This is a genomic window from Hymenobacter polaris (assembly GCF_012927305.1).
GTDB lineage: Bacteria > Bacteroidota > Bacteroidia > Cytophagales > Hymenobacteraceae > Hymenobacter > Hymenobacter polaris.
Map to the genome: position 1 here is coordinate 784408 of NZ_JABBGH010000001.1, position 24747 is coordinate 809154.

The 24747-nt window shown below is 65.8% G+C and carries 16 protein-coding genes; 5 read left to right on the forward strand and 11 right to left on the reverse strand.

Annotation, left to right across the window (positions count from 1 at the left end):
* Positions 1-53: 53 nt before the first annotated feature.
* Positions 54-1775, reverse strand: coding sequence for a M28 family metallopeptidase (locus HHL22_RS03365; protein WP_169529548.1), 1722 nt, complete (start codon positions 1773-1775; stop codon positions 54-56).
* A gap of 250 nt (positions 1776-2025) precedes the next feature.
* Entirely contained in the window at positions 2026-3102 is a 1077-nt protein-coding gene (locus HHL22_RS03370) for a Gfo/Idh/MocA family protein (protein ID WP_169529549.1), read from the reverse strand.
* 326 nt (positions 3103-3428) lie between these two features.
* Between HHL22_RS03370 and yiaA the strand changes: the two genes are divergently transcribed.
* Positions 3429-3866 (forward strand): inner membrane protein YiaA, encoded by a 438-nt coding sequence (yiaA, locus tag HHL22_RS03375; RefSeq protein ID WP_169529550.1) that lies wholly within the window; start codon positions 3429-3431, stop codon positions 3864-3866.
* Here the strand turns inward: yiaA and HHL22_RS03380 are convergent.
* The 6 genes from HHL22_RS03380 to HHL22_RS03405 all read right to left on the reverse strand — a co-directional run bounded on the left by HHL22_RS03380 (position 3863) and on the right by HHL22_RS03405 (position 11927).
* Complete coding sequence (locus HHL22_RS03380) at positions 3863-5179, reverse strand: glycosyltransferase family 4 protein (RefSeq protein WP_169529551.1); 1317 nt, start codon at positions 5177-5179, stop codon at positions 3863-3865. The two genes, yiaA and HHL22_RS03380, sit on opposite strands and share 4 nt — an antisense overlap.
* 51 nt (positions 5180-5230) lie before the next feature.
* On the reverse strand, positions 5231-7546 hold the full coding sequence (locus HHL22_RS03385; protein WP_169529552.1) for a GH92 family glycosyl hydrolase: 2316 nt from the start codon (positions 7544-7546) through the stop codon (positions 5231-5233).
* Between the two features lie 141 nt (positions 7547-7687).
* Positions 7688-8254, reverse strand: coding sequence for an HdeD family acid-resistance protein (locus HHL22_RS03390; RefSeq protein ID WP_169529553.1), 567 nt, complete (start codon positions 8252-8254; stop codon positions 7688-7690).
* A gap of 101 nt (positions 8255-8355) precedes the next feature.
* On the reverse strand, positions 8356-9105 hold the full coding sequence (locus HHL22_RS03395) for an SDR family NAD(P)-dependent oxidoreductase (RefSeq protein WP_169529554.1): 750 nt from the start codon (positions 9103-9105) through the stop codon (positions 8356-8358).
* Between the two features lie 54 nt (positions 9106-9159).
* Positions 9160-10479, reverse strand: a complete 1320-nt coding sequence (locus HHL22_RS03400) for a family 1 glycosylhydrolase (protein WP_169529555.1) — start codon at positions 10477-10479, stop codon at positions 9160-9162.
* A gap of 95 nt (positions 10480-10574) precedes the next feature.
* The gene (locus HHL22_RS03405) at positions 10575-11927 is read right to left on the reverse strand and encodes an MFS transporter (RefSeq protein WP_169529556.1); all 1353 of its coding nucleotides are present in this window, start codon (positions 11925-11927) and stop codon (positions 10575-10577) included.
* Between the two features lie 116 nt (positions 11928-12043).
* Between HHL22_RS03405 and HHL22_RS03410 the strand changes: the two genes are divergently transcribed.
* Positions 12044-13138 (forward strand): outer membrane beta-barrel protein, encoded by a 1095-nt coding sequence (locus HHL22_RS03410; protein ID WP_169529557.1) that lies wholly within the window; start codon positions 12044-12046, stop codon positions 13136-13138.
* A 180-nt stretch (positions 13139-13318) separates the two neighbouring features.
* Here the strand turns inward: HHL22_RS03410 and HHL22_RS03415 are convergent, their stop codons facing one another.
* From HHL22_RS03415 to HHL22_RS03425, 3 genes are all read right to left on the reverse strand, one after another.
* Complete coding sequence (locus tag HHL22_RS03415; protein ID WP_169529558.1) at positions 13319-15043, reverse strand: DUF5723 family protein; 1725 nt, start codon at positions 15041-15043, stop codon at positions 13319-13321.
* 195 nt (positions 15044-15238) lie between these two features.
* Positions 15239-16810 (reverse strand): ABC transporter permease/substrate-binding protein, encoded by a 1572-nt coding sequence (locus HHL22_RS03420; RefSeq protein ID WP_169529559.1) that lies wholly within the window; start codon positions 16808-16810, stop codon positions 15239-15241.
* Entirely contained in the window at positions 16807-17829 is a 1023-nt protein-coding gene (locus tag HHL22_RS03425; protein WP_169529560.1) for an ABC transporter ATP-binding protein, read from the reverse strand. Before HHL22_RS03425 ends, HHL22_RS03420 begins: the two co-directional genes overlap by 4 nt.
* 313 nt (positions 17830-18142) lie before the next feature.
* Here HHL22_RS03425 and HHL22_RS03430 point away from each other — a divergent pair, with 313 nt between their 5' ends.
* From HHL22_RS03430 to HHL22_RS03440, 3 genes are all read left to right on the forward strand, one after another.
* A complete protein-coding gene (locus tag HHL22_RS03430; protein WP_169529561.1) occupies positions 18143-21400 on the forward strand; it encodes a tetratricopeptide repeat protein in 3258 nt (1085 codons plus the stop codon).
* Between the two features lie 116 nt (positions 21401-21516).
* Positions 21517-23259, forward strand: a complete 1743-nt coding sequence (locus tag HHL22_RS03435) for a TonB-dependent receptor (RefSeq protein WP_169529562.1) — start codon at positions 21517-21519, stop codon at positions 23257-23259.
* Between the two features lie 115 nt (positions 23260-23374).
* The gene (locus tag HHL22_RS03440; RefSeq protein ID WP_169529563.1) at positions 23375-24724 is read left to right on the forward strand and encodes an HU domain-containing protein; all 1350 of its coding nucleotides are present in this window, start codon (positions 23375-23377) and stop codon (positions 24722-24724) included.
* Positions 24725-24747 lie beyond the last annotated feature (23 nt).

The window sequence follows — 24747 nt, forward strand, 5'->3', positions numbered from 1 at the left end:
GCCAGTCATTCTGGCGGGGCTTTTTGCGTTTGATGGGGTCGGGGGCCTAGAGGCTACTGCGGCCGGCTCTTGAGGCGCACGGCCCGAAACTCGGAGCCAGGCTTCCACTGGGGGAAGGTGGTTTCGCTGGCCAGCTTCTGGCCGATGCGGAAGAGCAGGCGGGCATCCTGGGCGGCGCCGCGCAGGTCCCATTTCGGGTCGTACTGGTCGCTGGGCTGGTGGTAGTTGTTGGCCTCGAAGGCTTCGCGCTCCTTTTCGGCGAAGGCCTTGCCGTGCAGGCGGCTCTCAAAGGCCCCGCTGGCGTAAAGCGCGGGCACGCCCACCTTGGCGAAGCTGAAGTGGTCGGAGCGGTAGAAGCTGCCGGTTTCGGGGTGCTGGTAGGGGATGACGTAGCGGTTCTGCTCCTTGGCGGCGGCGCGGGCGTAGTCGTCCAGCTCCGACTGCCCGTAGCCGGTGATGGTCACGTCGCGCATCGGCCCGAAGGCCAGCAGCTCGTCCATGTTGATGTCGGCCACCGTGTTCTTGAGCGGGTACAGCGGGTGCGCGGCGTAGTAGGCCGACCCCAGCAGGCCCTGCTCCTCGCCCGTTACGGCCAGAAACACGATGCTGCGCTGCGGCTGGGGCTGGGCCTGCTTGAAGGCGGTGGCGATGGCCAGCAGCCCCGCGCAGCCGCTGGCGTTGTCGAGGGCGCCGTTGTAGATGTTGTCGCCCTTCACGGCTGGCCCGATGCCCAGGTGGTCCCAGTGCGCCGAGTAGATGATGTACTCCTGGGGCCGGGTGGTGCCGGGCAGCACGGCCACCACGTTCTTGGAGGTTTTGTAGGTGATTTTATTGTGCAGCGTGGTCGTCAAACTCAGCCCCAGGGCCTGGCCCTTGAAGCCGGCCTTGTTAGCGGCGGCGTAGAGGTCGTCGTACTTGAGGCCGGCGGCGTCGAACAGGCGCTTGGCCGCGTCGAGGGTCATCCAGCCTTCGAGGGCCACTTTGCTGGCGCCGTGGTCGGGGGTGGTGGGGTGCAGCTTGGCGCCGCCGTTGCTGCTTTGCACCACCGTCCAGGGGTAGGCGGCGGGCTTGGTGTCGTGGATGATGACCAGGCCGGTGGCGCCGTGGCGGGCGGCCTCCTCGTACTTGTACATCCAGCGGCCGTAGTAGGTCATTTCCTTGCCCTTGAACATCGTGGTGTCGTTGCCCGCGTTGCCGGGGTCGTTGATGAGCACCACCACGGTCTTGCCCTTCACGTCGAGGCCGGCGTAGTCGTCCCACTTATACTCGGGGGCCGTGACGCCGTAGCCGGCAAATACCAGCGGCGAGTCCTTGATTTCGACCGTCGGCTTTTCCTGCTCGGTCAAGAACATGTAGTCCTGGCGGTACTTCAGCGTCAGGCTCTTGCCCTTGCCCGCAATGGTGGCCGTGGAGTCGGGCTGCCCGGCAATCTCCACCAGCGGAACCGGCTGGAAGTAGCTGCCGCTGGGGCCCGGCTTGAGACCCAGCTTCTTAAACTCGGCCGCCAGGTAAGCCGTGGCCTTGTCCTCGCCCTTGGTAAACGGCCGCCGCCCCTCAAACTCATCCGAGGCCAGCACCTTGATGTGTTGCGCGATAAGCGCGGGCGTGATGCCGTCGTGGGGCGCGGGCACGCTGGCCGTATCGGCGGGGGCGGGCTCGTCGGTGGGCTGGCCAGCGGCGGTGGTAGCAGCGGTGGTGCTGGGGCTGCCCTGGCAGCTGGCTAGCAGCAGGGCGGCCCCTAGGGCCGGCAGGAGGGGGCGAATGGGTAAGCGCATGAAGAAAAAGAGTAGAGGCGGCGGTAGCCAGTGCAGAAGCTAGACCTTCTGCACTGGCTGGGGTTGCGAATGTAGCACCGTCGCCATGCGTTGCAGGCTACACCATAAGGGGCGAGGCCGCAGATTTAAAATCGGGATACTGTAGTGCGGACTTTTAGTACGCGAGTGTGGGGGTGGCTAGCTGCCTCGCGGACTAATAAGTCCGCGCTACTAACAGGCCGTACCCTGGTCCCTAGGGGGTACCGCGGCCTCACAGCCGCACGGGCTCGCCGGTGCGCACGCTCTCGTCGCAGGCCAGGGCAATGCGCAGGCTATTAACGGCATCGGCCAGGTGCTCGCCGAGGTCGAGCTGCTCGCGGATGGCTTGCCAGAACCAGCGCTGCTCGCGGTTGCACAGCTCCTGGTGGTCGGGCTCGTCGGTGAGGTCCAGCCAGGTATCGGGCTCGGCAAAGGCGCCGTCGGCCGTCAGGCGGGCGCGGTGAATGCGCATGGCCTGGGTTTGGGTATGAGCCGCCACGTTGGCCGAGTTGCCGGCCGCCCCCGCGTGCCGCGCCGTGATGGACACGCTGCCTAGCGGCCCCACCACGTCCTTCACGAAGAAGGCCGTTTCGCTCATCATCGGCCCCCAGCCCGCCTCGTACCAGCCCACCGAGCCATCGTCGAAGCGGATTTGCAACTGCCCGTAGTTGTACTGCCCGGCCGGGATATCGTCGGTGAGGCGCGCCCCGATGGCCGACACCCACACCGGCCGGGCGCGCGTCATCTGGCACATCACGTCGAGGTAGTGCACGCCGCAGTCCACGATGGGGCTCAGCGACTGCAGCAGGTTGCGGTGCACGGTCCACATGCGGCCGTGGCTTTGCTGGTTCAGGTTCAGGCGCATCACCAGCGGCTTGCCCAGTTGCCGGGCCTCCGCCACAAACCGCGCCCACGACGGATGCACCCGCAAAATATAGCCCACCAGCAGCTGCCGGCCCGCCTGCCGCGCCGCCGCCACTACCCGCTCGGCCCCGGCTAGGGTAGTGGCCAGCGGCTTTTCCAGAAACACGTGGCACCCCGCCGCCAGCGCCTGCAGGGCGTAGGCTTCGTGCGTGTCGGGGTAGGTGCCGATGCACACCGCGTCGGGCTGGGTGTGGGTTAGCGCCGCCGCGTAGTCAGTAAACACCGCATAGCCGCCGCCCAATTGGGCATTGAGCACGTCCTTGCTCGGGCCGGTCGAAACCAGGCCCACCAGCTCGAAGCCCGGCAGGGTGTGGTAAGCCGTAGCGTGGGAGGTGCCCATGTTGCCGCAGCCAACAACCAAAACGCGCAGGGGAGGGTGAGGCATAGCTAGGTATCAAGTAAGAAGATGGGAGTGGAAAAGTAAAAATCGCCTGTCATGGCGAGCGCAGCGTGGCAATCGCACTAGAACGTCTGACGTACGAACGACCCTAGGCTCATCGTTTTGGTGCGATTACCGCGTTGCGCTCGCCATGACAGATGAAGTTTATAGTGGTTACTAAAGTCAGATAATGATACTTATTATGTATTGAAAATAAAGTATTTAATGCTTGAAAGGCTGCCTTTGTAAAGTTTAAATTATGCGAAAGTCTGCTTTCTGAGGCTTCGAGGGACGCTCTACTTTTGAGCCGTCTACTTCACCTCTTAACCACCATGTCACCTGCTGCTGTTAGCACCGCCCGTCCTTCCGCCGCTTTCATCGCTGCCTCCTGGTTTGCCCTGCTGGCGGGCATGGGCGGCTTCCTCATCGGCCTCTGGAACGCCACCATGGCGCTCAACGAAAAAGGCTACTACTTCACCGTGCTTTTCTTCGGCTTGTTCGCCGCCATCTCCCTGCAAAAAACCGTGCGCGACCAGCTCGAAAAAATCCCCGTCACGGGCCTCTACTATGGCCTTGCCTGGTTTGCCACGCTGCTGGCCGTGCTGCTCCTGCTCGTCGGCCTCTGGCACGCCACGCTCACGCTCAGCGAAAAAGGCTTCTACGCCATGGCCTTTTTGCTCGGGCTGTTCGGGGCCATCGCCGTGCAGAAAAACACGCGCGATATGCGCCTGGCACCGGGTAGCGCTAACGCATCTGCCGATGCTAGCTAGCCGAGGCTGCCTAGCACCTCCGCGTAGAGCGCGGTGTAGTCGGCCACCATCGTTTCGAGCGAAAACAGTGCCTGGGCCCGGCGCTGGTTGTGGGCGCCTAGGGCCTGGCAGCGGGCGGGGTCATCGAGCAGCGCGATGATGATATCGGCCAGCTGCTGCACGTTGCCGGGCGCGGCCAACACCTCGGGCTGGGCTAGTATTTCGCCGAGCGCGCCCACGTCGTAGCCGGCTACGGGCAGGCGCATGTGCATGGCAAAGGGCGTCACCTGCCCAAAGCTTTCGCGGTACACCGGGGCCACGAACAAACTCAACTGCCGGTAGTAGGCGGGCAGCGCCTGGTAGGTAACCATGCCCGTAAACTCGATAGCGCCGCCTAAGCCCGCGGCGGCCACCTTTTGGCGGTACAAGGCATCAAACGTGCCCGAGCCCACGATAAGGGCGCGAGTGCGGGGCCGGCGGCGCACCACCTCGATAAACACGTCGATGGAAGCGGCATCGAGCTTATCGGCATCGAGCCGGTACACCATGCCGATGGTACCGGGCGGCGGCAGCTCGGTGGCGGGGCGGGTGAAGAGCTGAAAGTTGGACCCCGGATAAATGACCACGTTGCGGCCCACCGGGTCGCCGAAGTGGGTGAGCGCGTATTGGCTCACAAATACGTAGCGCGCTACGTGCGGGTGCAGGTAGGGGCCGGTGGGGTCGTTGCAATTTTCAACTAGGGGCAGGCCCAGGCGCGCGGCGGCCTCAAACACGTAATAATACCAGCGCCAGTGCTCGGCCGCCGCCGCCCGGTTACCCCAGTAGTGCACGTGCACCAGGGTCGGTGCTGCAGCAGTCAGCACGCGCATCATGGCTGCCACGCTGCGCACGTAGGGCACTGGCTGGGTTGGCACGCCCACGTAAGCCGGCATGCCCCAGGTGTGGCGGGTAATAATATGATAGTCAAGAATATGTCCTGTGGTTTCCATTAAGTCAACCAGCAGCTGCTGCGAGCCACCTACGGCTAGGTCGGGTATGGCGTGCAGAATGCGCGGCCGTAGCGCGCCCGGTAGCGGGGTCGGCAGTTTAATCTGGTACGGCTGGAAGTCGGGGTTTTGAGCGCGCCGCATTGCCCGTACCCGGCGCCCCACGTGCGGAAAGTATTGGTGGTAAAACTGGCGCGCATAAGCCAGCAGGCTAGCTCGTACTTGATGCCACAACTGCCGCCAGGCGTTGCGTACGCCCACGTGGCGCTCTAATTCTTCTTCCAGCTGCTGGCGCTGCCGGCGCAAGCGGGCTATTTCGGCGGCGGCCACGTCGGGGTCTTGTTGCATAGAATTGGGCTCTAGGGCGAGCCAGCGCCACCTTAGGGCCAGGCAAAATACCTACTTTCGCACAGGCTTGCTGCCCATCACAAACTCCAACGTGCCACCCTGCCGCACCGCCGCCACCGGCAAAAACGGGCGCGTCAGCAGCTTGCCGTTGAGCTTGGCCGACTGCACGTAGACGTTCTTATCCGACTGGTTTTTAACCGTGACGGCGAAGGTTTTGCCCTCGCCCACTTGCAGCACGGCGCCGTGCACCGCCGGGCTGCCCAGGGCATACTCGCCCGAGGCGGGGGCCACCGGGTAGAACCCTAGGGCCGAGAAGATGTACCAGGCCGACATCTGCCCGCAGTCGTCGTTGCCGCCCAGGCCGTCGGGACCCTGGTGGTACATCTTGTTTAGAATCATGCGGATGCGGGGCTGCGTTTTATAGGGCTGGTTGGTCCAGTTGTAGAGGTAGGCGGCGTGGTGGGCGGGCTCGTTGCCGTGCACGTAGTTGCCGATGATGCCGTCGCGGGTGATGTCCTCGGTTTCGGCGAAGAATTTATCGGGCAGGTGCATCGTGAAAAGCGAGTCGAGGTGGGGCACGAAGCGGGCGTTGCCGCCCATTTTGGCGATGAGGCCGGCCGGGTCCTGGGGCACGTAGAGGCTGTAGTTCCAGGCGTTGCCTTCGATGTAGGCCGGGTCGGAGGTCGTGAGCACGTCGAACTTCTCGCGGAAGCTGCCGTCGGCCAGGCGCGGGCGCATGAAGCCGATGCGCGCGTCGTACACGTTCTGCCAGTTGGTGGCGCGCTGGCTGAACTCCTTCTCAATGTCGGCCCGACCTAACTTCTTGGCCGCCTGCGCAATGCAGTAGTCGTCGAAGGCGTATTCCAGCGTCTTGCTCACCGAGGCGCCGCTCTGGTCGCTGGGCACGTAGCCCTTGTCCATATACAGCCCTAGGCCGTCGTACCAGCGCTGGCGGGCGGTGGTCACGCAGGCGTCGAGGGCCTTATTTTGGTCGAAGGGCGCGTTGCCGAGCACGATGGCATCGCACACCACCGGCACCGCGTGGTAGCCAATCATGCACCAGTTTTCGTTGGCGTAGTGCGCCCACACGGGCAGCATATGCTCGGCGCTCTGGTCGAAGTGCCGGAGCATGCTCTGGGCCATGTCGGCGTTGCGCTTGGGCTGCACCAGGTTGTAGAGCGGGTGCAGGGCGCGGTAGGTATCCCAGAGCGAGAAGGTGGTGTAATTGGTAAAGTCCTGGGCCGGGTGGTTGTTCTGGTCGAGCCCGCGGTACTGCCCATCGGTATCCTGGTAAGTGGTTACGCCGGTGAAGGCGTGGTACATGGCCGTGTAGAAGTTCTCCTTATCCACTCGGCGCGGCGAGCTGATGGTGATTTTGCTCAGCTCCTGCTGCCACTGCTGCTGCCCTAGGGCCTTGTAGGCGGCGAAGTCCCAGCCCGGCGCTTCGGCGCGCAGGTTGGCCAGGGCGCCGGCGGTACTCACCGGCGAGAGGGCCAGTTTGAGCTTCACCTGCTCACCGGCTTGCGTCGCCCCAAAGTCGAAGTGCAGGCGCAGCTGGTGGCCGGCCAGGTCGGGCCAGTTGTGCTGCTGGTCGAAGCGGCCCCAGAAGCCGCGGTAGGCCTCCTTCTTATCGTAGTTGCGGCTGCCGTAGGCTTTGAAGGGCCGCGAGAAACTCAGGGCGAAGTACACCACGCGGGTGCGGCCCCAGCCGTTGGTTTGGCGGTAGCCAGTCACTAGCGAGTCGTTCTCGACCCGCACGAAGGTCCACACGTTCTTGTCGGGATAGTTATAAATTCCGGCCATCATATCCAGGATGACGTGCGACTCGGCGGCCTGCGGAAACGTGTACTGGTGGATGCCTACCCGCGTGGTGGCCGTCAGCTCGGCCAGGATGTCGTTGTCGGCCAGCCGCACCTTGTAGTAGGCCGGCTCGGCCACCTCCGTCGCGTGCGAGTAGGCCGAGCGGTAGCCCCCTAGGGGCTTATCTGCCGTGCCGGGGTTCAGCTGCAGCTTGCCCGTGGTGGGCATCACCAGGAAATCGCCCAGGTCGGAGTGGCCGGTGCCGCTGAAGTGGGTGTGGCTGAAGCCCACAATGGTGGGGTCTTTGTACTGATAGCCCGCGCAATAGCTGTAAATCTCAGGGTTGTACTTGCCGTTTACCTCGTAACTCAGCGTGTCGGTATCGGGCGAGAGCTGCACCGCCCCGAAGGGCACCGTGGCGCCGGGGTAGGTGTGGCCCATCTTGGCGGTGCCCACCAGCGGGTGAGCGTACTGCACCAGGTTTTCGGGTTGGCTGGCGCGGGGCTTGGGCTGCGCCAGCAGGCCTAGGGGGCAAAGCAGCGTGGAAAGGAGGAGCGGAAACTTCATGCAGCAAAGTAAGGGAGGTAGTCGCCCAAAGACCCGCCGCTCGCTGCAAGGCCGCACGATAGGGCAACAATCCCCGCCAGGCTAACTCACAAAAAAGCCCCTAGGGATAGCTAGAGGCTTTTTGCAAAGTAGAATCAAACACTACGCCGCGTGCGCCGACGCGCTGCGCAGCCGCCAGCCCAGCACCATCAGCGCCACGCCCAGCACTACCAGCGCGATGGCCACCCATACCGTAGCCCCTAGGGCCCCAATGGCGGGGTTGGCCAGCACCATAAAGCCGAGCACGATGCCCAGCAAGCCCAGGGCCAGCGTCCAGCCCCAATTGCGGTAGCCCAGGCGGCGCAGCGTGAAGGACTTGGCCACCAGCGAGCCGCTGCGCAGCAGCAGCCAAAAGCCGATGAAGTAGGCCAGCGTGCCCGCCGCCACCCCCGGCGCGCTGAAGAGGTAGGCCCCCAGCGCCACCTCGGCCAGGCCCAGCACCAGCAGCCCCACCCAGCCACGCAGCCGGGTGCGGTTGCTGACGGCAAACAGCACGTTGCCCACGCCGTTGAAGAGAATGACGGCCGCGAAATAAACGGTTAAACCCAAAAAGGCTCCCGCCGGGGAGCTAAAGGCGTACAGACCCAGTAAAAACAGCGCCAGGCCTCCCACCACGTACACCCACCAGTTGGCCGCTGCCGAGCGCAGCGGGTTGTTCGTTACTTCCATCGTTGTTGCTTGCGTAAAAGAATAGAAAAGCTACGGCCCCCGGTCCCGGTCGGTTACGGCCGGAGCCGGGGGCCTAGGGAAGCGCGGGACTATCGAACTGGCTACAGGTTATCCAGCCGGCCGCCATCTACGCGCAGCATGGCGCCCTGCACGAACTGGGCATCGTCGCTGGCCAGGTAGGCGATGGCGGCGGCCACGTCCTCGGCTTTGCCCACGTCAGCGGGGTTGATTTTCTCGACGCCCGACTTCACGTTGGGGTTGTCCCAGAGCATGGGCGTGTCGATAGCGCCCGGCAGAATGGCGTTGATGCGCAGGCCCTTGGGCTTGCCCTCGATGGCCGCCGAGCGCGTGAGCGAGAGTACCGCCGCCTTGCCCGCCGCGTAAGGCGCCACCAGCGGCTCGGTTTCGATGGCGTGGATGCTCGACACGTTCACCACCGTGCCGCCCGGCTTCATGTGGATGAACGCCTGCTTGATGAAGTGGAACGCGCCCATCAAGTCTACGCTCAGAATTTTGTACCACTCCTCGTCGGTGAGCTGCTCCAGGGCCTTGAATTTCATCAGGCCCGCGTTGTTCACCACCACGTCCCAGCGCTTGTACTTGTTGAGCACGTCGTTGACGGTGCTCACCACGGCATCTTCCTTCGACACGTCGCAGACGCTGCCCATCGCATCGGGCGCGCCGGCCTGCTTTACCTCGGCCACGGCCTTGGCGATGGCTTCCTCGTTGATGTCGGCGATGACGACGCGCGCGCCCTCCGAAGCCAGACGCTTGGCCGTGGCCAGCCCGATGCCGCTGGCCGCGCCCGTCACGATGGCCACTTTGTCCTTAAAACGATTCATGCTAGCCATAGTCGGGAGGGGAGTTGGTTGGGGGTTTGGTACTGGTAAAAAAGTGGCGGCGGCCTAGTGGTTATCCGGCTGCTCGCTGTTGGTTATCTGGGCCTGGTAGCTTTCCTGGCTTTCGCGGGCCTTGTCCTGCAGGGCCGCCACGTAGGGCTTGCCGGTATCGTTGATGGGCACTAGCGGAATTTGCAGGCAGGCGCTTTGGGCGGGCAGCACCGCGCTCCACTGGCTGATGAGCTTCTTGTAGGCCTCACCCACGGGCCGAATCTTGCGCTGCAAGTCGTAGAGCCCTAGGGGGTTCACGGTGCCGTGGTTTTCGCGCAGGGCGGTGTCCCAGTCCACCTGGTCGGTAAGCGAGTACCAGGTAAAGCCCAGGATGGGCACCCCGTCGTTGCGCACGCGCATCACGTTGGCCCATTCCTTCCAGAGCCAGTTCACGGCCTCGTCGCCCTTAGGCCCCTGCCAGAGGTTGGTTTCGGTGTGCATCACCGGCAGCTGGTAGCGGTCGTGGTACTGGGTGGTGATGACGTGGTAGCCAAATATCTCGCCCGAGGCGGTAGTGCTGCCGTCGTCGCGCACGCGGTGCTCGTTGGTGCGGTAGTAGTCGTTGCCCATGATGCACTGGTGCTTGAGGTTATTCTCCAAGAAGAAGTGGTACTCGTCGCGCGTCATGCCGTTGTCCGTCAGGTACTCGTACATCTCCGAGTCCACGCGCCGGCCGTAGTTGAGGTCCAGGCTCAGGAAGCGCTTGGCGTTCAGGATTTCGGCGGGCTTGATGGCCGATGGGTTTTCGGCGTGGAAGTATTCGCTGCTCTCGCTTTGGATGAACAGCGCATCGGGCCGCACCTCCAGGATGGCGTGCATAGCCTGCACGTTGGCTTTCACAATGTTCTTGAGGGCCGTCACAAAGGCCTGGTCGGTGGCCAGCTGCTCGTTCCACCACCCGTAGAGGGCCGAAAACTCGGCGCAGATGTACATCTCGTTGACCGGCGTGTAGAGCTGCACCCAGGGGTAGCGCTGGGCGAAGGCCTTGCAGTAAGCCGGAAAGAGCTTGTTGAAGTCCAGGTTCTGAAAATTACCTAGCCAGTCGGGCACCCCGAAGTGGCACAAATCCACGATGGGCGTGATGTTGCGGCGGCGCAAATCGGCAAACGTCTGGTCGCAAAACTCCCAGTCGTACTTGTCCACGCCCAGCCAGGTTTTGAAGATGGGCGGCCCGTAGCGCAGGAAGCGGATACCCAGGTCCTCGACGCACTGAAAATCGGTTTGCCAATACTTGTAGAACCCGCATTTTTCCAGCTCGTCTACCCGGGTCTTGCCGTGGTCGATGGTGGGGTTGGAGTTTTCAATGCCGGTGGCGAACAAAAATTGGGATTCCATGCGGGCGGTAAAAGGACACGCCTGGTCTTACTCCCGAAGCCCGCATGAAGTTGTGGTAAAGCCGCTTGCGGGGCCCTAGGCCCACGCCGCCGGCCCTAGGCCCGCTGCACCCGGTAGCCGCGCAGGGCAAACAAAAACACCACCACGTAGCAGATAATGGGCAGGTAGTAGGCCTGGGCCACGCTGTGGTTGGCCACCGGCCCCATCACGAAGCGCGGAAACAAGGCCGCGCCCACTACGCCCATCACGATAAACGACGAGGCGAGCTGCTTGTGCCGGCCCAGGTCCTTGAGCCCCAGGCTGTAGATGGTGGGAAACATGATGCTGAAGCAAAAATTCAGCCCGATGAGCGCCCCGAACGATACCCAGCCCCAGTGCTGCGCCACCACCACGCACAGCCCCATGTTGGCCACGGCCACGGCCGCCAGCAGCCGGTTGGGGGCGATGAATTGCATGAGGTAGGTGCCCAGGAAGCGCCCCAGCATCATGCCCACCAGGCTCAGGGAAAAGAAATAGGCGGCCACCTCGGGGGCCAGGTGGGGCAGGCCGGGGGCCAGCGCCACGGTGCGGCTCAAGAGCGCGCCCACCTGCCAGAAGCCCTGAATGGCCGGCCCCGGCTGCTGCCCCATGTAGTCGGTGCCGTAGTTGATGAAGTAGGCCCAGGTGCCGCCCTGCGCCGCCGTGTTGAAGAGCTGCGCCACGCAGGCCCACACGAAGTGCCGGTGCTGAAACAGCTTTTTGTCGGCCACCAGGTCGGTGGGCGTTTCGCTGGGGGCGGCCAGGGGCGTTTCGGGCGAGTGCTCGGCGTTGAGCGGGGGCACCTTTACGAACGCAAACGCCAGCCCGATGCTGCCCACCACCGTGCCAATGATGGTGTAGAGCGTCTTCACCGCCGACAAGTCGCCGGCCGCGTGGGTGCCGCGCAGCACGAAGTAGCCCCCGATGAGCGGGCCCGACACCGCCCCGATGCCGTTGATGGCGTGCGAGAACGTAATGCGCCGGTCGGAGCTGGCCGGGTCGCCCAGGCCATCCAGAAACGGATGCGCCACGGCCTCGAGGGTGCCCAGGCCGCAGGCCAGCACAAACAGAGCCCCCAGCAGCAGCGGAAACGAAGCCGCGTTACAGGCCGGCACGAACAAAAAGGCCCCGAGGGAATAGAGCCCTAGGCCCAGCAGCACGCCCTTTTGGTAGCCAAAGCGCTGCATAAACCAGCCGGCGGGCAGCCCCATCACGAAGTAGGCCCCGAAGGTGGCGGCCTGCACGTAGGCCGAGTTGGCCTTGCTCACGTGCAGCACCTGCTGAAAGTGCTTGTTGAGGACATCGGCCATCGTGACGCCCAGGCCCCAGAGCATGAACAGCGACACCACGAAAACGAACGTGAGCAGATAACGCCGCTCGGTGAAGGGTGGGGGGGCTAGGGCAGCGGGCGAAGTAGACGTTAGGGGCATAAATAGGGAGGAAAAGGCTAGTACAACCCCCAAGGTAGGGCCCGGCGCCCGGCGGCGGCCGGGGCCAGCCCGCTGCCGGGCGCCGTACCTTCCCCGAATTGCACGGTTTTTTCTCTATGAAGCACTATTTACTCAGCTGTTCCCTGCTGCTGCTAAGCACCGCAGTAGCCCAGGCCCAAACGGCCACCTACCCGGCCGATACGGCCAAAGTGACGGTGTACGGCTACCTCGACGGCTACTACGGCTACGACTTTCCGCACCCCAGCAGCACCCAGCGGCCCGAATTCTTTTACTCCCACAACCGCCAGGACGAGTTTACCGTGAACCAGGCGCTGGTGGGCCTGCGCTACGACAACGGCCAAGTGCACGGGGCCCTAGGGCTGCAGGCCGGCACCTACCCCGAGGCCAACTACGCCGCCGAGCCGGTGCTGCTGCGCAGCATCTACGAGGCGTGGGCGGGCTTCCGGCCGTTCAAGAAAGCCTGGCTCGACATCGGCGTCTTTGGCTCGCACATCGGCTACGAGTCGGCCATCTCGAAGGACAACTGGACGGTGACTCACTCGCTGGCCGCCGAGGGCTCGCCCTACTACGAGGCCGGCGCCAAGCTCAGCTACGAAATCTCGCCTAAAGTAACCGTGACGGGCCTGGTGCTGAATGGGTGGCAAAATATTCGCGACAACAACCGCGGCAAGGCCCTGGGCACCCAGTTGCAGTGGCGCCCGTCCGAGAAGTGGCTGGTCAATAGCAGCACCTTCTTCGGCAACGAGCAGCCCCAGGACTCGGCCCGGCGCTACCGCTATTTCCACGACTTGTACGTGGTGTACATGCCCGATGCGCGCTGGTCGGTGCTGGCCTTGTTCGACATCGGCACCCAGCAGCGCGCCCGCCCCGATGCCCCCAACACGCCCTGGCACACCGGCCAGCTGGTGGTGCGCCGCCAGCTGGGCACCCGCTGGCACGTGGCCGCCCGCGCCGAGTACTACTACGCCGAGTACGGGGTGGTGGTGCGCTTTCTGGCCCCCACGCCCGCCCAGCGCAACTTCAACGTGCGCGGCGCCTCGCTCAACTTCGACTACGCCCCCAGCCGCCACGTGCTGGTGCGCCTGGAAGGCAAGTTCCTCAACTCCAAAAACCCCCGCTTCGACAACGACAGCGGCAGCCGCACCACCAACTACGGCAACCTGACCTCCACTGTAGCGCTGTCGTTTTAGCCGGCCGCGGCCCTAGGCCCGGTAAAGGCCACGGGGACGGGCCTAGGGGCGGGCCGAAACCGAGAGGCCGAGCAGCACCAGCAGCAGCCCCAGAAAGAGAAGGGTAAAAAGCTTGCTCATGAAGTTAAAAGCTAGTAGTGATAGGAGAGAAGCAAACGGATAAGGCCGGGTAAAAGCACCCTAGCGAGGGCCGGGCGGGGCCGTGGGCGGCACTGCCGCAGGTAGCGCCGGGGCGGGCGGCACCATAGGCGCGGCGAAGCCGGGTGGCACCACTGCGGGCGCGGCGGGCGCGGGCGGCAGCGAATCGGTAGGGGCGGCGGGGCTAGGGGGAGGCAGCGCGGGCAGCGGCCCGACGGGGGCCGGGCAGCCGCGGGTAGCCCAGGTGCCTTTTTCCTTGGGGCACTTGTCGTAGCGGTTGCTTACGCCGTCGCCGTCTTTGTCGCGGGGCCGGTAGCGGCGCAGGGCCAGGGCCAGCCCGAAGTACACATCGGCCCCGCGGGCCGAGGTAATGCCCAGCAGGCCCCCTAGGTTGTCGGAGCCCAGCACTAGCGGGCCCACCCGCAGCATGGCCCCCACCTGCAACTGCCGGTAGCCGTTGGCCCACACCACGGGCACGGCCAGTTCGGCGCGGCTAAACTCGACGCGCGGCGCCAGGGCCAGCAAACTGGGGGTGTGGCTGCCCAGGCTGCTGGCCGGCAGCAGGCTCTGCGTCCAGAGCAGGCCGGCGTAGAAGGGGCCCGCCAGGTGGTAGTCGGCCGTGAGGCGCAGGGCCGCCGGCAGGTAGGTGGTAAACTCGCGGCTGGTGCTGCTGAGCCCCACCAGCCGCTGCGCCGTGTTCTCTACCGACTGCAAGGTGCGGAACGTCAGCGTATCGAGCTGCCCCAGGCGGACCGTGGCCGTGCCCGCCAGCTGGCCCTGGCGCACGTGCTGGGCGCTGTTATAGCCCAGGGCCCCCAGGTCGGTAAGGGCCACGCCCAGGCGCAGGCGGTATTTGTTGCGGGTTTCGTCGGGCCGGGTTCGCCCGTCCATGTCGTACTCGTAGCGCGCGTAGTCGGGCCGCCACTCGTAGGTCAAACCCAGGTCGGCGCCGAAGCCGCGGCCCAGCTGCTGCGCGCCGTAGAGGTCGCCGGCCTTGAAGCCGCTTTGGCCGTAGAGGTTGAAGTCGGTGAGGCCATAGCTGAGCTGGCGGCTTTGCAACTCCACCGTGTTCTTATCCAGCACCCTGAACTGCACGCCCTCGTTGCGCACGTAGCCGCCCCCTAGGCCCACCAGGTACTTGAAGGTTAGGCCGCCCTTGAAAAAATGCGTGGTGTTGGGTGTGAGCGTGCGGGCGTAGCTGAGGGCAAACTCGTGGTAGGCGTTGGCCTCGAGGTTGAAGCTATTGTCGGTCAGCAGCCGGTCCGCCAGGCCCAGCTGGTTGGCCTCGCCCAGGCCGTAGCGCGCCAGCTGGGCCAGGCTGTAGCTGACGCCGGTAGCCTGGGCAAAGCCCCGCACCCGGCTGCTAAAGGCCACCGCCGAGCGGGGCCCCAGCGTGAGCATGAGCGAGGGCAGGCGCACATCGGCCGTGGCGGTGGCAAACTGCGGGCCGCTGCCCCCCGGCTGCTCCACCAAATACGCCTTACGAAACGAAAAACCCTTTTCCCAGGGCTTCTGGGGCAGGTTGAGCTGCAGGTAGGAATTGTAGAAGCTAGCACTGGCGCCGCCCAGGTTGAGGTAGGCGCTCAGGCGCGAGTCAGCCAGGGCGCTGGGGTTTAGGTAGGCGCCGTTGGTGCCGCCGTAGTTGCTGAGGGCCAGGCCCAGCCAGCCCTGGGCGGCGGCCGGCTGGCCTAGGGCCGCTAGCAGCCAAAGGCCGGGCAGCAGGCACGCTGCCGCCCGGCCCCGGTAAAGGGTAGCATTTGTTTTCATGAACTCAGAGTAGGAGGGCGCGGCTGGCGGCGGGCGAGGATAATTGCCTGACCGCCATCGCAAAGCTCCCGCGCGCTCCAAGCTGCCGCAATACCTACTTCCGGGTATTTTTGAGTTCAATCCTGCCTAGTTGCTACTACCCGCTATCCGGCTGGTATCACTGCTGGCTACTCCAACGGCCGCCCTAGGTCCCGCCTAGCGCCCCAGATAGCGCCCTAGCTGCGAGATACTGGCGATGCCTAACTGCCCGGCTTGGCCCTGGCGCATGAGTAGGCAGTAGTCGTTGTTGAAGCCCAGGGGCGCGCGCCACTCCAGGCCGTAGCGCCGGGCAAACTGGGCCCGCACGTACTGGTACACCGCCGCCGGCCGGCCCCCCAGCGAGTCGAGCACCGCCGCCGAGGGCTGCAGTAGCACTTGCAGGCCGGTGCCAGTGTACTCGGGGTACATATCAATTTTGCCGCCGCGTAGCGCCTCGAAGCAGATGGTGGTGCCGCCCAGCCCGGTTTTGGTTTGCACGCCTAGGTTGGTGTTGCCCCGAATGAGGGCGGCGTACATCTCAATCAAGATATACTGCTCAGCAAAAATCTTGGAGCCCAGCCGCACCACCGGCGCGCCAGGCGGCAAGGGGCGCGGCGCCCGGTATAGCCCGTGGCGGTGCAGCCACCCTAGGGCCACCGCCCGCGGCTCGCGGTGCAAGTAGTCTACCTGGTAGTTGAGGGTAGTCATGGCCGAATCGCTGAGCTGGCCGCTGAGCTGGTCGAATACCGGGCCCAGTTCGGGGTGGGCGCGCAGCAGCTGGGGCCGCAGCACGGGCGCGGCGAAGTAGGGCGGCAGCGCGTGGCGGTCGTCCTGCAGCACGCGCAGCCCGTAGGCCCGAATGCGCCCGTCGGTGCTGTAGCCGTCAATCACGTCCACGTGGCCGTCGCGGGCGGCCTCGTACACCAGGGCGGGCGCCAGCACCACGCTGGGCAGCCGGCGCAGGTGGTAGGTGCGCGTGAGGCCCGGCAGGCAGTCGGCCCGGCCCACAAACTCGGGGCTGAAGCCGGCTTGCAGCCGCCCGGTGGCCCTGGGCAGCCAGTAGGCGGCCGCCAGCAGGGGCAGGGCCAGCAGCAGCGCGCCGCCCGCCGCCCGCAGGCGCCGCGCCGATTGCCGCTCCAGCCACCCTAGGCCCCCGTCGAAGGCCAACGCCAGCGCGGCGGCGGGCACGGCCCCGGCCAGTATCATGGCGGGGTTGTTGAGGGCGATGCCGCCGAAGATGAACTCGCCCAGGCCGCCCGCCGCCACGTAGGCCGCCAGCGTAGCCACCCCCACGTTGATGACCGTGGCCGTGCGAATGCCGGCCATGAGTACCGGCAGCGCCAGCGGCAGCTGCACCCGGCGCAGCACCTGCCCGTCGGTGAAGCCCAGGCCGCGGGCGGCTTCCACCACGGCCGGGTCCACGCTCTCGATGCCGGCCACCGTGTTGCGGATGATGGGTAGCAGCGAGTACAACAGCAGCGCCAGGATGGCCGGCGCGGCCCCGATGCCCAGCAGCGGAATCAGAAACCCCAGCAGGGCGATGCTGGGCACGGTTTGCAGCACGCCGGCCGCCCCCAGCACCAGGCCCTGCCAGCGGCGGTGCCGCGTGAGCCAGATGCCCAGCGGCACGCCCACGGCCACGCCCAGCAGCAGGGCCGCCGCCGTCAGGGCCACGTGCATCAGGGTTTGCTGGCCCAGCTTGTCGAGGTGGTCGCGCCAAAAGGCGAGCAGCTCCGTCAGGGTCTTCATGCGGATTCGGAAGGGCTAGGGAGTTCGAGCCAGCGGCCAAACGCGGCTAGCAACTGCCCCTGGCCCACGGGCTGCGGCCAGCCGGGCAGCGCCAGCCCGCCGCCGGGCGCCTGGGCCAACTGAGCTAGCGCCTCGTGCACGCTGGCCGCCCACGGCTGGGCCACGTCCGCGCCAGCCCCGGCCACTGTGCCAGCAGCTTCGGGCGGCGCGGCACCCCCTAGGGGCGCCTGGGTTAGGTAAGGCCGCAGCTCGGCCAGGGTAGTCACGCGCATTTCCAGGCCCAGGCGCTCGGCCTGGAAGAACTGGCGCACGAAGTCGTTGGCGGGCTGGCGCAGCAGCTCCCTAGGGGTGCCCAGCTGCTGAATCCGGCCCTGGTTGAGCAGCAGGATGCGGTCGGCCAACTCGAAGGCCTCAGCCACGTCGTGGGTCACCAGCACCACCGTTTTGCGGCGCAGCTCATCCAGCTCCCGAAAGTCGCGGCGCACGGCGGCGCGCGTGATGGGGTCGAGAGCGCCGAAGGGCTCATCCATGAGCACTACGGGCGGGTCGGCAGCCAGGGCGCGGGCCAGCCCCACGCGCTGCTGCTGCCCGCCCGAGAGCTGGGCCGGCAGCAAGGCCCCGAAGCGGGCGGCTGGCAGGTGCACCCGCTCGAGCAGGGCGGCGGTGCGGGCCTGGGTTTCGGCCGCCGGGCGACCCAGCAGGCCCGGTACCAGCCCCACGTTTTGGGCCACGGTGAGGTGCGGCAGCAGCCCCACCTGCTGAATGACGTAGCCCAGGCCGCGCCGCAGCTGGGCGGGCGGCAGCTGGCGTACGTCCTGGCCGTTCACCTCAATGGTGCCCGCGTCGGGCTCCACCAGGCGGTTGAGGGTTTTGAGCATGGTGGTTTTGCCGCAGCCGCTGGGGCCCAGCAGCACCAGCGTTTCGCCCTGGGCCACCTCGAAGCTCAGGTCGTCGAGCACCACCTGCGCGCCGTAGCGCTTGCTGAGGTGGGCAACGCGGAGGGCGGGAACGGTGGGCAAGCGGGAGGGAGGCCTAGGGGTGGTTGGGCGGGCAAGGTAAGGCCAAAAGAACGTCAGGCTGAGCCTACCGAAGCAGCTCTACCGCTTCACCTGGGTCGTTCTGCGAAGCAGTAGAGCTGCTTCGGTAGGCTCAGCCTGACGTTCCAGCGTGGCAAGTTGCAAAATCCGGATTTGCTCCTAGCCAGCGCCTAGTACACCAAACGCCGCCCACGCCGCGTTTGCTTCCCCAACTGGCGCACCCCGCATTTTCGCCCTACTTTTGACCGCTGCCGGGCGGTGCCGCCGCCCGGCTCCTGCCTGACTGCCCTTTCGTATGAAGCAACTCCCCCGGCTGGCGCTGGCGGCTGGCCTGGCGGCCCCGCTGGCTTTGGCCCACCCCGCCGCCCACGCCCAGCAAACCCAGACCTTCGCCAGCGCCGAGCGCTTTTACCAGGAAGGCCTCGACCTCTTTGACCGCCGGCAGTACGGCGCGGCCCAGCAGGCCATGCAGCAGTACATGCAGCAGGTGCCCCCCAGGGCCAGCCTGGGGGCCGGTGAGCAAAGCGGGCCGCCCGAAACCACCGGCCGCCAGGAGCGCCTGGCCGATGCCGAGTACTACTACGCCGTGAGCGGCCTCTACCAGCAGCACCCCGACGCGGTGGCACTCATCCTGGCCTTTGCCGAGCGCCACCCTACGCACCCGCAGGCGGCCGTGGCCTACTTCGAGCTGGCCAAGTTCTACTTCACCAAGGGCGACTACGCGCAGGCCAGCACCTACTTCCAGCGCACGGCCCCCAGCAACCTGAGCGCCGCCCAGCGCTCGGAAACCGACTTTAAGCTCGGCTACAGCTACTTCCAGCTCCAGGACTACGCCAAGGCCAAGCCGCTCTTCGACCGCAACAAGCAGGAGGTGAGCGAGTACCGCCCCGCCAGCGCCTACTACGCCGGCTACCTGGGCCTGCAAAGCGGTGACTACGCCGGGGCGCGCAAGGACTTGCAGCTGGCCGGCGAAAGCGCCACCTACCGCTCCGTGGTGCCCACGCTCATCGCCCAGAGCTACTACAAGCAGGGCGACTACCCCGGCCTGATTACCTACGGCAGCCAGGCGCTGAAGCAAAACCCGCCGCCCCAGCAGGCCGGCGAGCTGGCCCTGCTGGTGGGCGACGCCTACTACCAGCAGCAGGACTACAAGGCCGCCGCGCCCTACTTCGACCAGTACGCCGCCGCCCACAAAGGGCAATTGGAGCCGGCCGTGCAGTACAAAATCGGCTTTGCCAACTACAAGCAGGGCGACTACCCCGGCGCCATCGCGGCGTTTAAGCCCGTGGCCAGCCGGCGCGACTCGCTGGGCCAGAACGCGGCCTACCACCTGGGCCTGAGCTACCTGCAAGCCGGCCAGAAGCCCCAGGCCCTGGCTGCCTTCGACGCCGCCCGCCAAAGCCAGCTGCAGAAGGACGTGGCCGAAAACGCCACCCTCAAGTACGCCCAGGTGGAGTACGAGCTGGGCAACGGCCCCGAGGTCATCGCCGCCCTGCGCGACTTCCGCCGCAAGTACCCGCGCTCCAAAAACCAGCCCGCCGCCGACCAGCTGCTGAGCGACGCCTTCTTGTCGAGCACCGACTACCAGCAGGCCCTAGGGTACCTGGAGAGCCTGGGCGACGAGCGCGGCACCACCCTCAACGGCACCTACCAGCGCGTGGCCTACGCCCAGGCCGCCACGCTCTTCAACGACGGCAAGTACAGCGAAGCGCTGCCTCTGCTGGACAAGAGCCTGCGCTACCCGCAGGACGATGCGCTGCGGGCCGCCGCCCAGGTGCTGCGCGGCGAAATCTACTCGGTGGGCCAGCAGTACCCCGAGGCCATCAACGCCTACGCCGCCGCCGCTCGCACCGCCCGCCAGGGCGGCGTGAGCGCCGACGAAACCCAGTACGTGCAGCTGGCCCGCTACGGCCTGGGCTACGCCTACTACAACACCAAGGCCTACGCCCAGGCCCAGCCGCAGTTTAAGGCTTACCTGAGCGACCCCAGCGCCACGCCCTCGGACCCAAACTACTACGACGCCACCCTGCGCCTGGCCGACACCTACTACGTGGCCAAGGACTACAACACCGCCCTAGGCCTCTACGACAAGGTAATTGACGCCAACGCGCCCCAGAAAGACTACGCCTACTACCAGAAGGGCGTGACCCTTGGGCTGCTGGGCCGCCGCGACGAAGCCAACCAAACGCTGGCCGCCTTGCTCAAGGCCGCGCCCGACTCGCGCTACGCCGAGCAGGCGGTATTTCAGCAGGCGCAGCTCGATTTTCAGGCCGGCGACTACCAGCCGGCCGTCGATGGCTTCACGCGCCTGATAACTAACCGGCCCACCAGCAGCCTCTTGCCCGAGGCCTACCAGCGCCGCGGCGTGGCCTACGCCAACCTGGAGCAGCAGGACAAGGCGGTGACCGACTTCCAGAAGGTGCTGACCGACTACCCGCGCAGCAGCGCCGCCCAGCAGGCCCTCTACAACCTGCAGGAAAGCCTGACGAGCCTCGGACGCACCGAAGAGTTTGACCAGGCCCTGGCCGCCTACAAGGCGCAAAACCCCAACTCGAAAGCCACCGAGAGCGTGGAATTTGAGGCCGCCAAGTCGCTGTACCTGGCTGAGAAGTACCAGCAGGCCCTGCCGCGCCTGCAGGCCTACTTGCAGCAGTACCCCGACAACGCCCTCTCGCCCGACGCCCGCTATTTGCTGGCCGACTCGTACCTGCGGACCGGCGACGCCACCAAGGCCCTGCCGCTGCTACGCGCCGTGGTAGACGAGAATAAGAGCGAGTACGTGAACCGCGCCGTGGGCCGGGTGGCCGACCTGGAGCTGGCTAACAAGAACTACCCCGAGGCCATTAAGTATTACCAGCGCCTGCGCTCGGCCTCGCAAAACCGGCGCGAGGTAGCCACCGCTACCCTAGGGCTGCTGCGCGCCTACTACGACGGCGGCAACTATACCCAGGCCCGCGCCACCGCCCAGGAGTTGAGCACCTTGGCTGGCGCCACTGCCAGCGCTACTACCAGCGCCCTGCTCTACCTGGGCAAGGCTGACTACCAGCTCGGCAACCTCGACCAAGCCGCCCAGGAGCTGCAAGCCACCGTGCAGGCCGCCCCCAGCGACGTGAACGGCGCCGAGGCCCAGTACCTGCTGGCCGACGTGCGCTTCAAGCAGAAGAAGTACGACGAGGCCCTCACCGAGGCCTTTAAGGTGAACACCAACTACAGCGCCTACGAGCAGTGGCAGGGCCGCGCTTTTTTGCTACTGGCCGACGTCTACACGGCGCAGCGCGACATCTTCCAGGCGCGGGCCACGCTCAACTCCATCATTGACAATAAGTTTCCGGTGCCCGAGATAGTGGAGGGCGCCCGCCAGCGCCTGCAGGGCCTGCCCGCCGGCGACGGCGACGAGCCCGCCCCGGCGCCCGCGCCCAAGGCCAGCAAGCCAGCCGCCGCGCCCGCCAGCGCCGCGCCGAAAACTGCCGCGCCCGCCGCGCCTAGGCCCACTACGCCGGTTAAAGCCCCCGTGCGCAACCAAAGGTCAGCGCCAGCTAAGCCGGTGAAATAAGTGGGGCCGGGACGGCGCCAGCGGTGGGCGGTTGCCTCATTAGTTTAGTACCTTGTTGGGTTAAAATAAGATAAATGAAAGGTTTAGCACGTAAGGCATCAAGCATTGGGTTAGCCGTGGGCCTAGGGGCTGCGGCCACGCTAGGCGCCCAGGCCCAGGGCCGGGGCAAGGCGCGGGGCACCATCCAGGATGCCGAAATCGAGGTGGTGAAAGACCGGGTGAACACGCTGCCCGAGGCTACCCGCAACTTCGAAAAGATAAAGCTGGCGCCCCCGCCCAAAGCTACCCGCCAGCTCACCTACAGCTACCCCGATTTCCGGCTGCCGGCCGGGCGCCTCAACCCCGTCAGCCAGGTGCTCACCGTAGCGCCCGAAACCCTGGAGCCCCTCACCGGCAACTACGCCAAGCTGGGCGTGGGCAACTACGGCACCGTGTACGGCCGCGCCCACCTGCACTCGACCCGCAACGAGCAGTATAGCTACGGCCTCGACTTGCGCCACCAAAGCTCGGCCAGCGGCCCGGTCGATGGCAAGAACTCGGCCGTGGCCCAAACCAGCGTGGCCGCCACCGGCGAGTACTACCTGGGTCAAGCCGCCTTAGGGGCCAGCCTCGACTACGCCCGCGAGCGCTACCACTTCTACGGCTACGACCCGGCGGTGCAAACCACGCCGCCCGACCCCAGCAACATCCAGCAAACCTTCAACCGCTTCGGCGTGCGCGGCTACGTGCGCAACCACGCGCCCGAGGCCAAATTCACCTACGAGCTGGGCGTGGGCTACAAGTACTGGAAAAACGACTTTGGCTCGTCGGAAAACAACTTCCTGCTCGATGGCAAAGCTGGCTACGCTTTGGGTGAAAGCAGCCGAATTACTGTGCAGGCGAATGGCTCGTTCATCACGGAGAAAGAAGATGATGAAACATCCAAATTGTTTCCGGTTTATTTTGCCAATCCTCGTCACCGCAACTTTGTGCAGGTGACGCCCGCCTACGAGTTCAACGCCAAGGAGGGCCTGACTTTGCAGCTAGGTGCCACCCTAGGCTACTCCAACGAGCCGCTGGGCAACGGCAAAAACCCCGATGACGCGGGCAAGGGCGCGGTGTACCCGGCCATTCGGGTGGGCTACAACATCGTACCTGAGAAATTCCAACTATATGCTGGCCTGGGCGGCGCCATCCAGCGCGTCACGCTCTACGACCTGACTCAGGAAAACCCTTGGCTTGCTGGGTATAGTAGTCAGCGCGTGGCCGACACGCGCTACGGCCCTAATGCCTACATAGGCTTTACGGCCGCGCCGGCTAGTGGCCTCTCGCTGGCCGCCCGCGCCAGCTACGGCCGCGCTCGCAATCTGTATTTCTATAATCTTGGAGGAAATAGTTTAGGAGGCTTCTCAGGTTATGGACTAGTCTACGACTCCACCAACGTGGGTGTGCTGAGTGTGCACGCCGACCTGCTTTACAGCCGCGCCGAGAAGTGGCGCGCCGGCCTCAAGGCCGACTACAACCACTACGGCCTCGATAAGCTGGCGCACCCCTACGGCCGCCCCGCGCTGGTGAGCACGCTCTACGGCACCTACAACGCCAGCAGCAAGCTGCTGCTCGGGGCCGACTTCAGCTACTACTCGCCCAACTGGGGCACCAACTACGTGGCGCGCGACGCCGGCTCGGTGTTTCCGCGCGTGCCGCAAGACCAGCAAACCACCGCCGTCGTAGACCTCAGCCTGCGCGCCGAGTACCGCATTACCCCAAAATTTAGCATCTTTGCCCTTGGAAACAACCTAGCCAACCGCCGCTACCAGCGCTTCCTCAACTACCCGGTGAAGGGAATCAACGTCATCGGCGGCGTCGGCTACACGTTTTAGTGACTAGTGACCAGTGACTAACGACTAGTGGTGCGCGGCTCTATTGCGGAGCCGCGCCACTAAGTTGGAGCTACTGCCCATTAGTCACTAGTCACTACCAACTAGTCACTGAAAAATGAATCTTGCCGACCACCTACGCCCCTTGCTCCGCGACCACGATTGCGTGATAATTCCGGACTTTGGGGGGCTGGTGGTGGAGTACACCCCGGCGCAGGTGCGCCCCGCCGGCCGGCACCTGCTGTTTCCGCCCACCCGCCAAGTAGCGTTCAACCAAGCTCTTACTCGTAACGACGGCCTGCTGGTAGATGCCCTGCGCCAGCATCTGGGCCTAGGCGCCCCCGAGGCCCGCGAGGCCGTGCGCCAAGCTGTGGCCACCCTGCACCAGCAGCTGCGCACCGAGCAGCGCACCGAGCTGCCGGGCATTGGCGTGTTTCGGCAGCTGCCGGGCCGCGGCTTGCAGTTCGACTACACCGGCACCGATAATTTATTGCCCGCCGCCTACGGCCTGCCCGAACTGACGGCCCACCCCGTGCGCACCCTCGACGCCCGCGCGGCCCGCGAGCAGCAGGCCCAGCTGGTGCCGCGCCTGCGCTCGGCGGGCCGGCAGGTGCGCTGGGCCCGCCTGGTGCCGGGCGCCGCCATCGGCCTGCTGGCTGGCGTGGCCGTGGCTACCGTGTACTTATTGGGCCTGCACCCCGACGCGGCTCCCGTGGCGCTGCGCAGCTACCTGCCGCGCTTCGACCAAGTTGCTAGCCGGCCCGCGCCGCAACAGGCTACCCTAGGGCAGCCTAGCTTCGCCCCGGTGCCCACCGTGCGCCCCGGCGCCAACACCGAGCCGGTCACCGAGCTGCTGCCCGCGGCCTCAACCGCCACCCCGGCATCAGCGGCCAACTCAACTGCCCCCGGCGAGGCGGCGACTACCGCCGCCGCTACCGTTCCGGCCGCTGCCACTGCCGAGACTGCTTGGGAAGCTTCGGCGCCCGCTACCACAGCAGTACCGGCTACCGCGACCAAGCAGCCGGCTGCCACGCTAGCGCCCGCAGTAACCAAGCCGCTGGCCGCAGCACCTGCGGCTAGCCCGGCCGCGGCACCCGCGGAAGCCCCGGCTGCCAAGCCGCTGGTCAAGGTGGCTGCAGCGAAGGCTTTGGCCAGCCCAGCCCGCCCCGGCACCGCCCAGGCGCTGGCCGCCGCCCATGCCCTAGGGGCTACTACCACAATTAAACGGCGCACCGGGCGTTTCTACGTGGTGGTGGCCGCCTACGACGACCTGGCCCACGCCGAAGAAGGCCGCCGCCGCCTGGCCAAAGCCGGCCGCCCCGCCAAGATTATTTTTCCCTACTTCGGCACCCGGCACTACCGCCTCTCGGCCGCCGACTTTCCCGATAAAGCCACGGCCAGCTACACCGCCGCCAAGCTGCGCCACAATCCCAATTTCGACAAAGCTTCTTCCGTATTGCCCTACTAGCTGCTGCGCGGTTTATCGCCAGC

What these genes read in the sequence shown, in the direction of transcription:
- HHL22_RS03430 (WP_169529561.1), top strand. Translation starts at nt 18,143, where the DNA reads ATGAAGCAACTCCCCCGGCTGGCGCTGGCGGCTGGCCTGGCGGCCCCG.
- HHL22_RS03400 (WP_169529555.1), bottom strand. Translation starts at nt 10,479, where the DNA reads ATGGAATCCCAATTTTTGTTCGCCACCGGCATTGAAAACTCCAACCCC.
- HHL22_RS03440 (WP_169529563.1), top strand. Translation starts at nt 23,375, where the DNA reads ATGAATCTTGCCGACCACCTACGCCCCTTGCTCCGCGACCACGATTGC.
- HHL22_RS03380 (WP_169529551.1), bottom strand. Translation starts at nt 5,179, where the DNA reads ATGCAACAAGACCCCGACGTGGCCGCCGCCGAAATAGCCCGCTTGCGC.
- HHL22_RS03405 (WP_169529556.1), bottom strand. Translation starts at nt 11,927, where the DNA reads ATGCCCCTAACGTCTACTTCGCCCGCTGCCCTAGCCCCCCCACCCTTC.
- HHL22_RS03420 (WP_169529559.1), bottom strand. Translation starts at nt 16,810, where the DNA reads ATGAAGACCCTGACGGAGCTGCTCGCCTTTTGGCGCGACCACCTCGAC.
- HHL22_RS03370 (WP_169529549.1), bottom strand. Translation starts at nt 3,102, where the DNA reads ATGCCTCACCCTCCCCTGCGCGTTTTGGTTGTTGGCTGCGGCAACATG.
- HHL22_RS03390 (WP_169529553.1), bottom strand. Translation starts at nt 8,254, where the DNA reads ATGGAAGTAACGAACAACCCGCTGCGCTCGGCAGCGGCCAACTGGTGG.
- HHL22_RS03395 (WP_169529554.1), bottom strand. Translation starts at nt 9,105, where the DNA reads ATGGCTAGCATGAATCGTTTTAAGGACAAAGTGGCCATCGTGACGGGC.
- HHL22_RS03365 (WP_169529548.1), bottom strand. Translation starts at nt 1,775, where the DNA reads ATGCGCTTACCCATTCGCCCCCTCCTGCCGGCCCTAGGGGCCGCCCTG.
- yiaA (WP_169529550.1), top strand. Translation starts at nt 3,429, where the DNA reads ATGTCACCTGCTGCTGTTAGCACCGCCCGTCCTTCCGCCGCTTTCATC.
- HHL22_RS03385 (WP_169529552.1), bottom strand. Translation starts at nt 7,546, where the DNA reads ATGAAGTTTCCGCTCCTCCTTTCCACGCTGCTTTGCCCCCTAGGCCTG.
- HHL22_RS03415 (WP_169529558.1), bottom strand. Translation starts at nt 15,043, where the DNA reads ATGAAAACAAATGCTACCCTTTACCGGGGCCGGGCGGCAGCGTGCCTG.
- HHL22_RS03410 (WP_169529557.1), top strand. Translation starts at nt 12,044, where the DNA reads ATGAAGCACTATTTACTCAGCTGTTCCCTGCTGCTGCTAAGCACCGCA.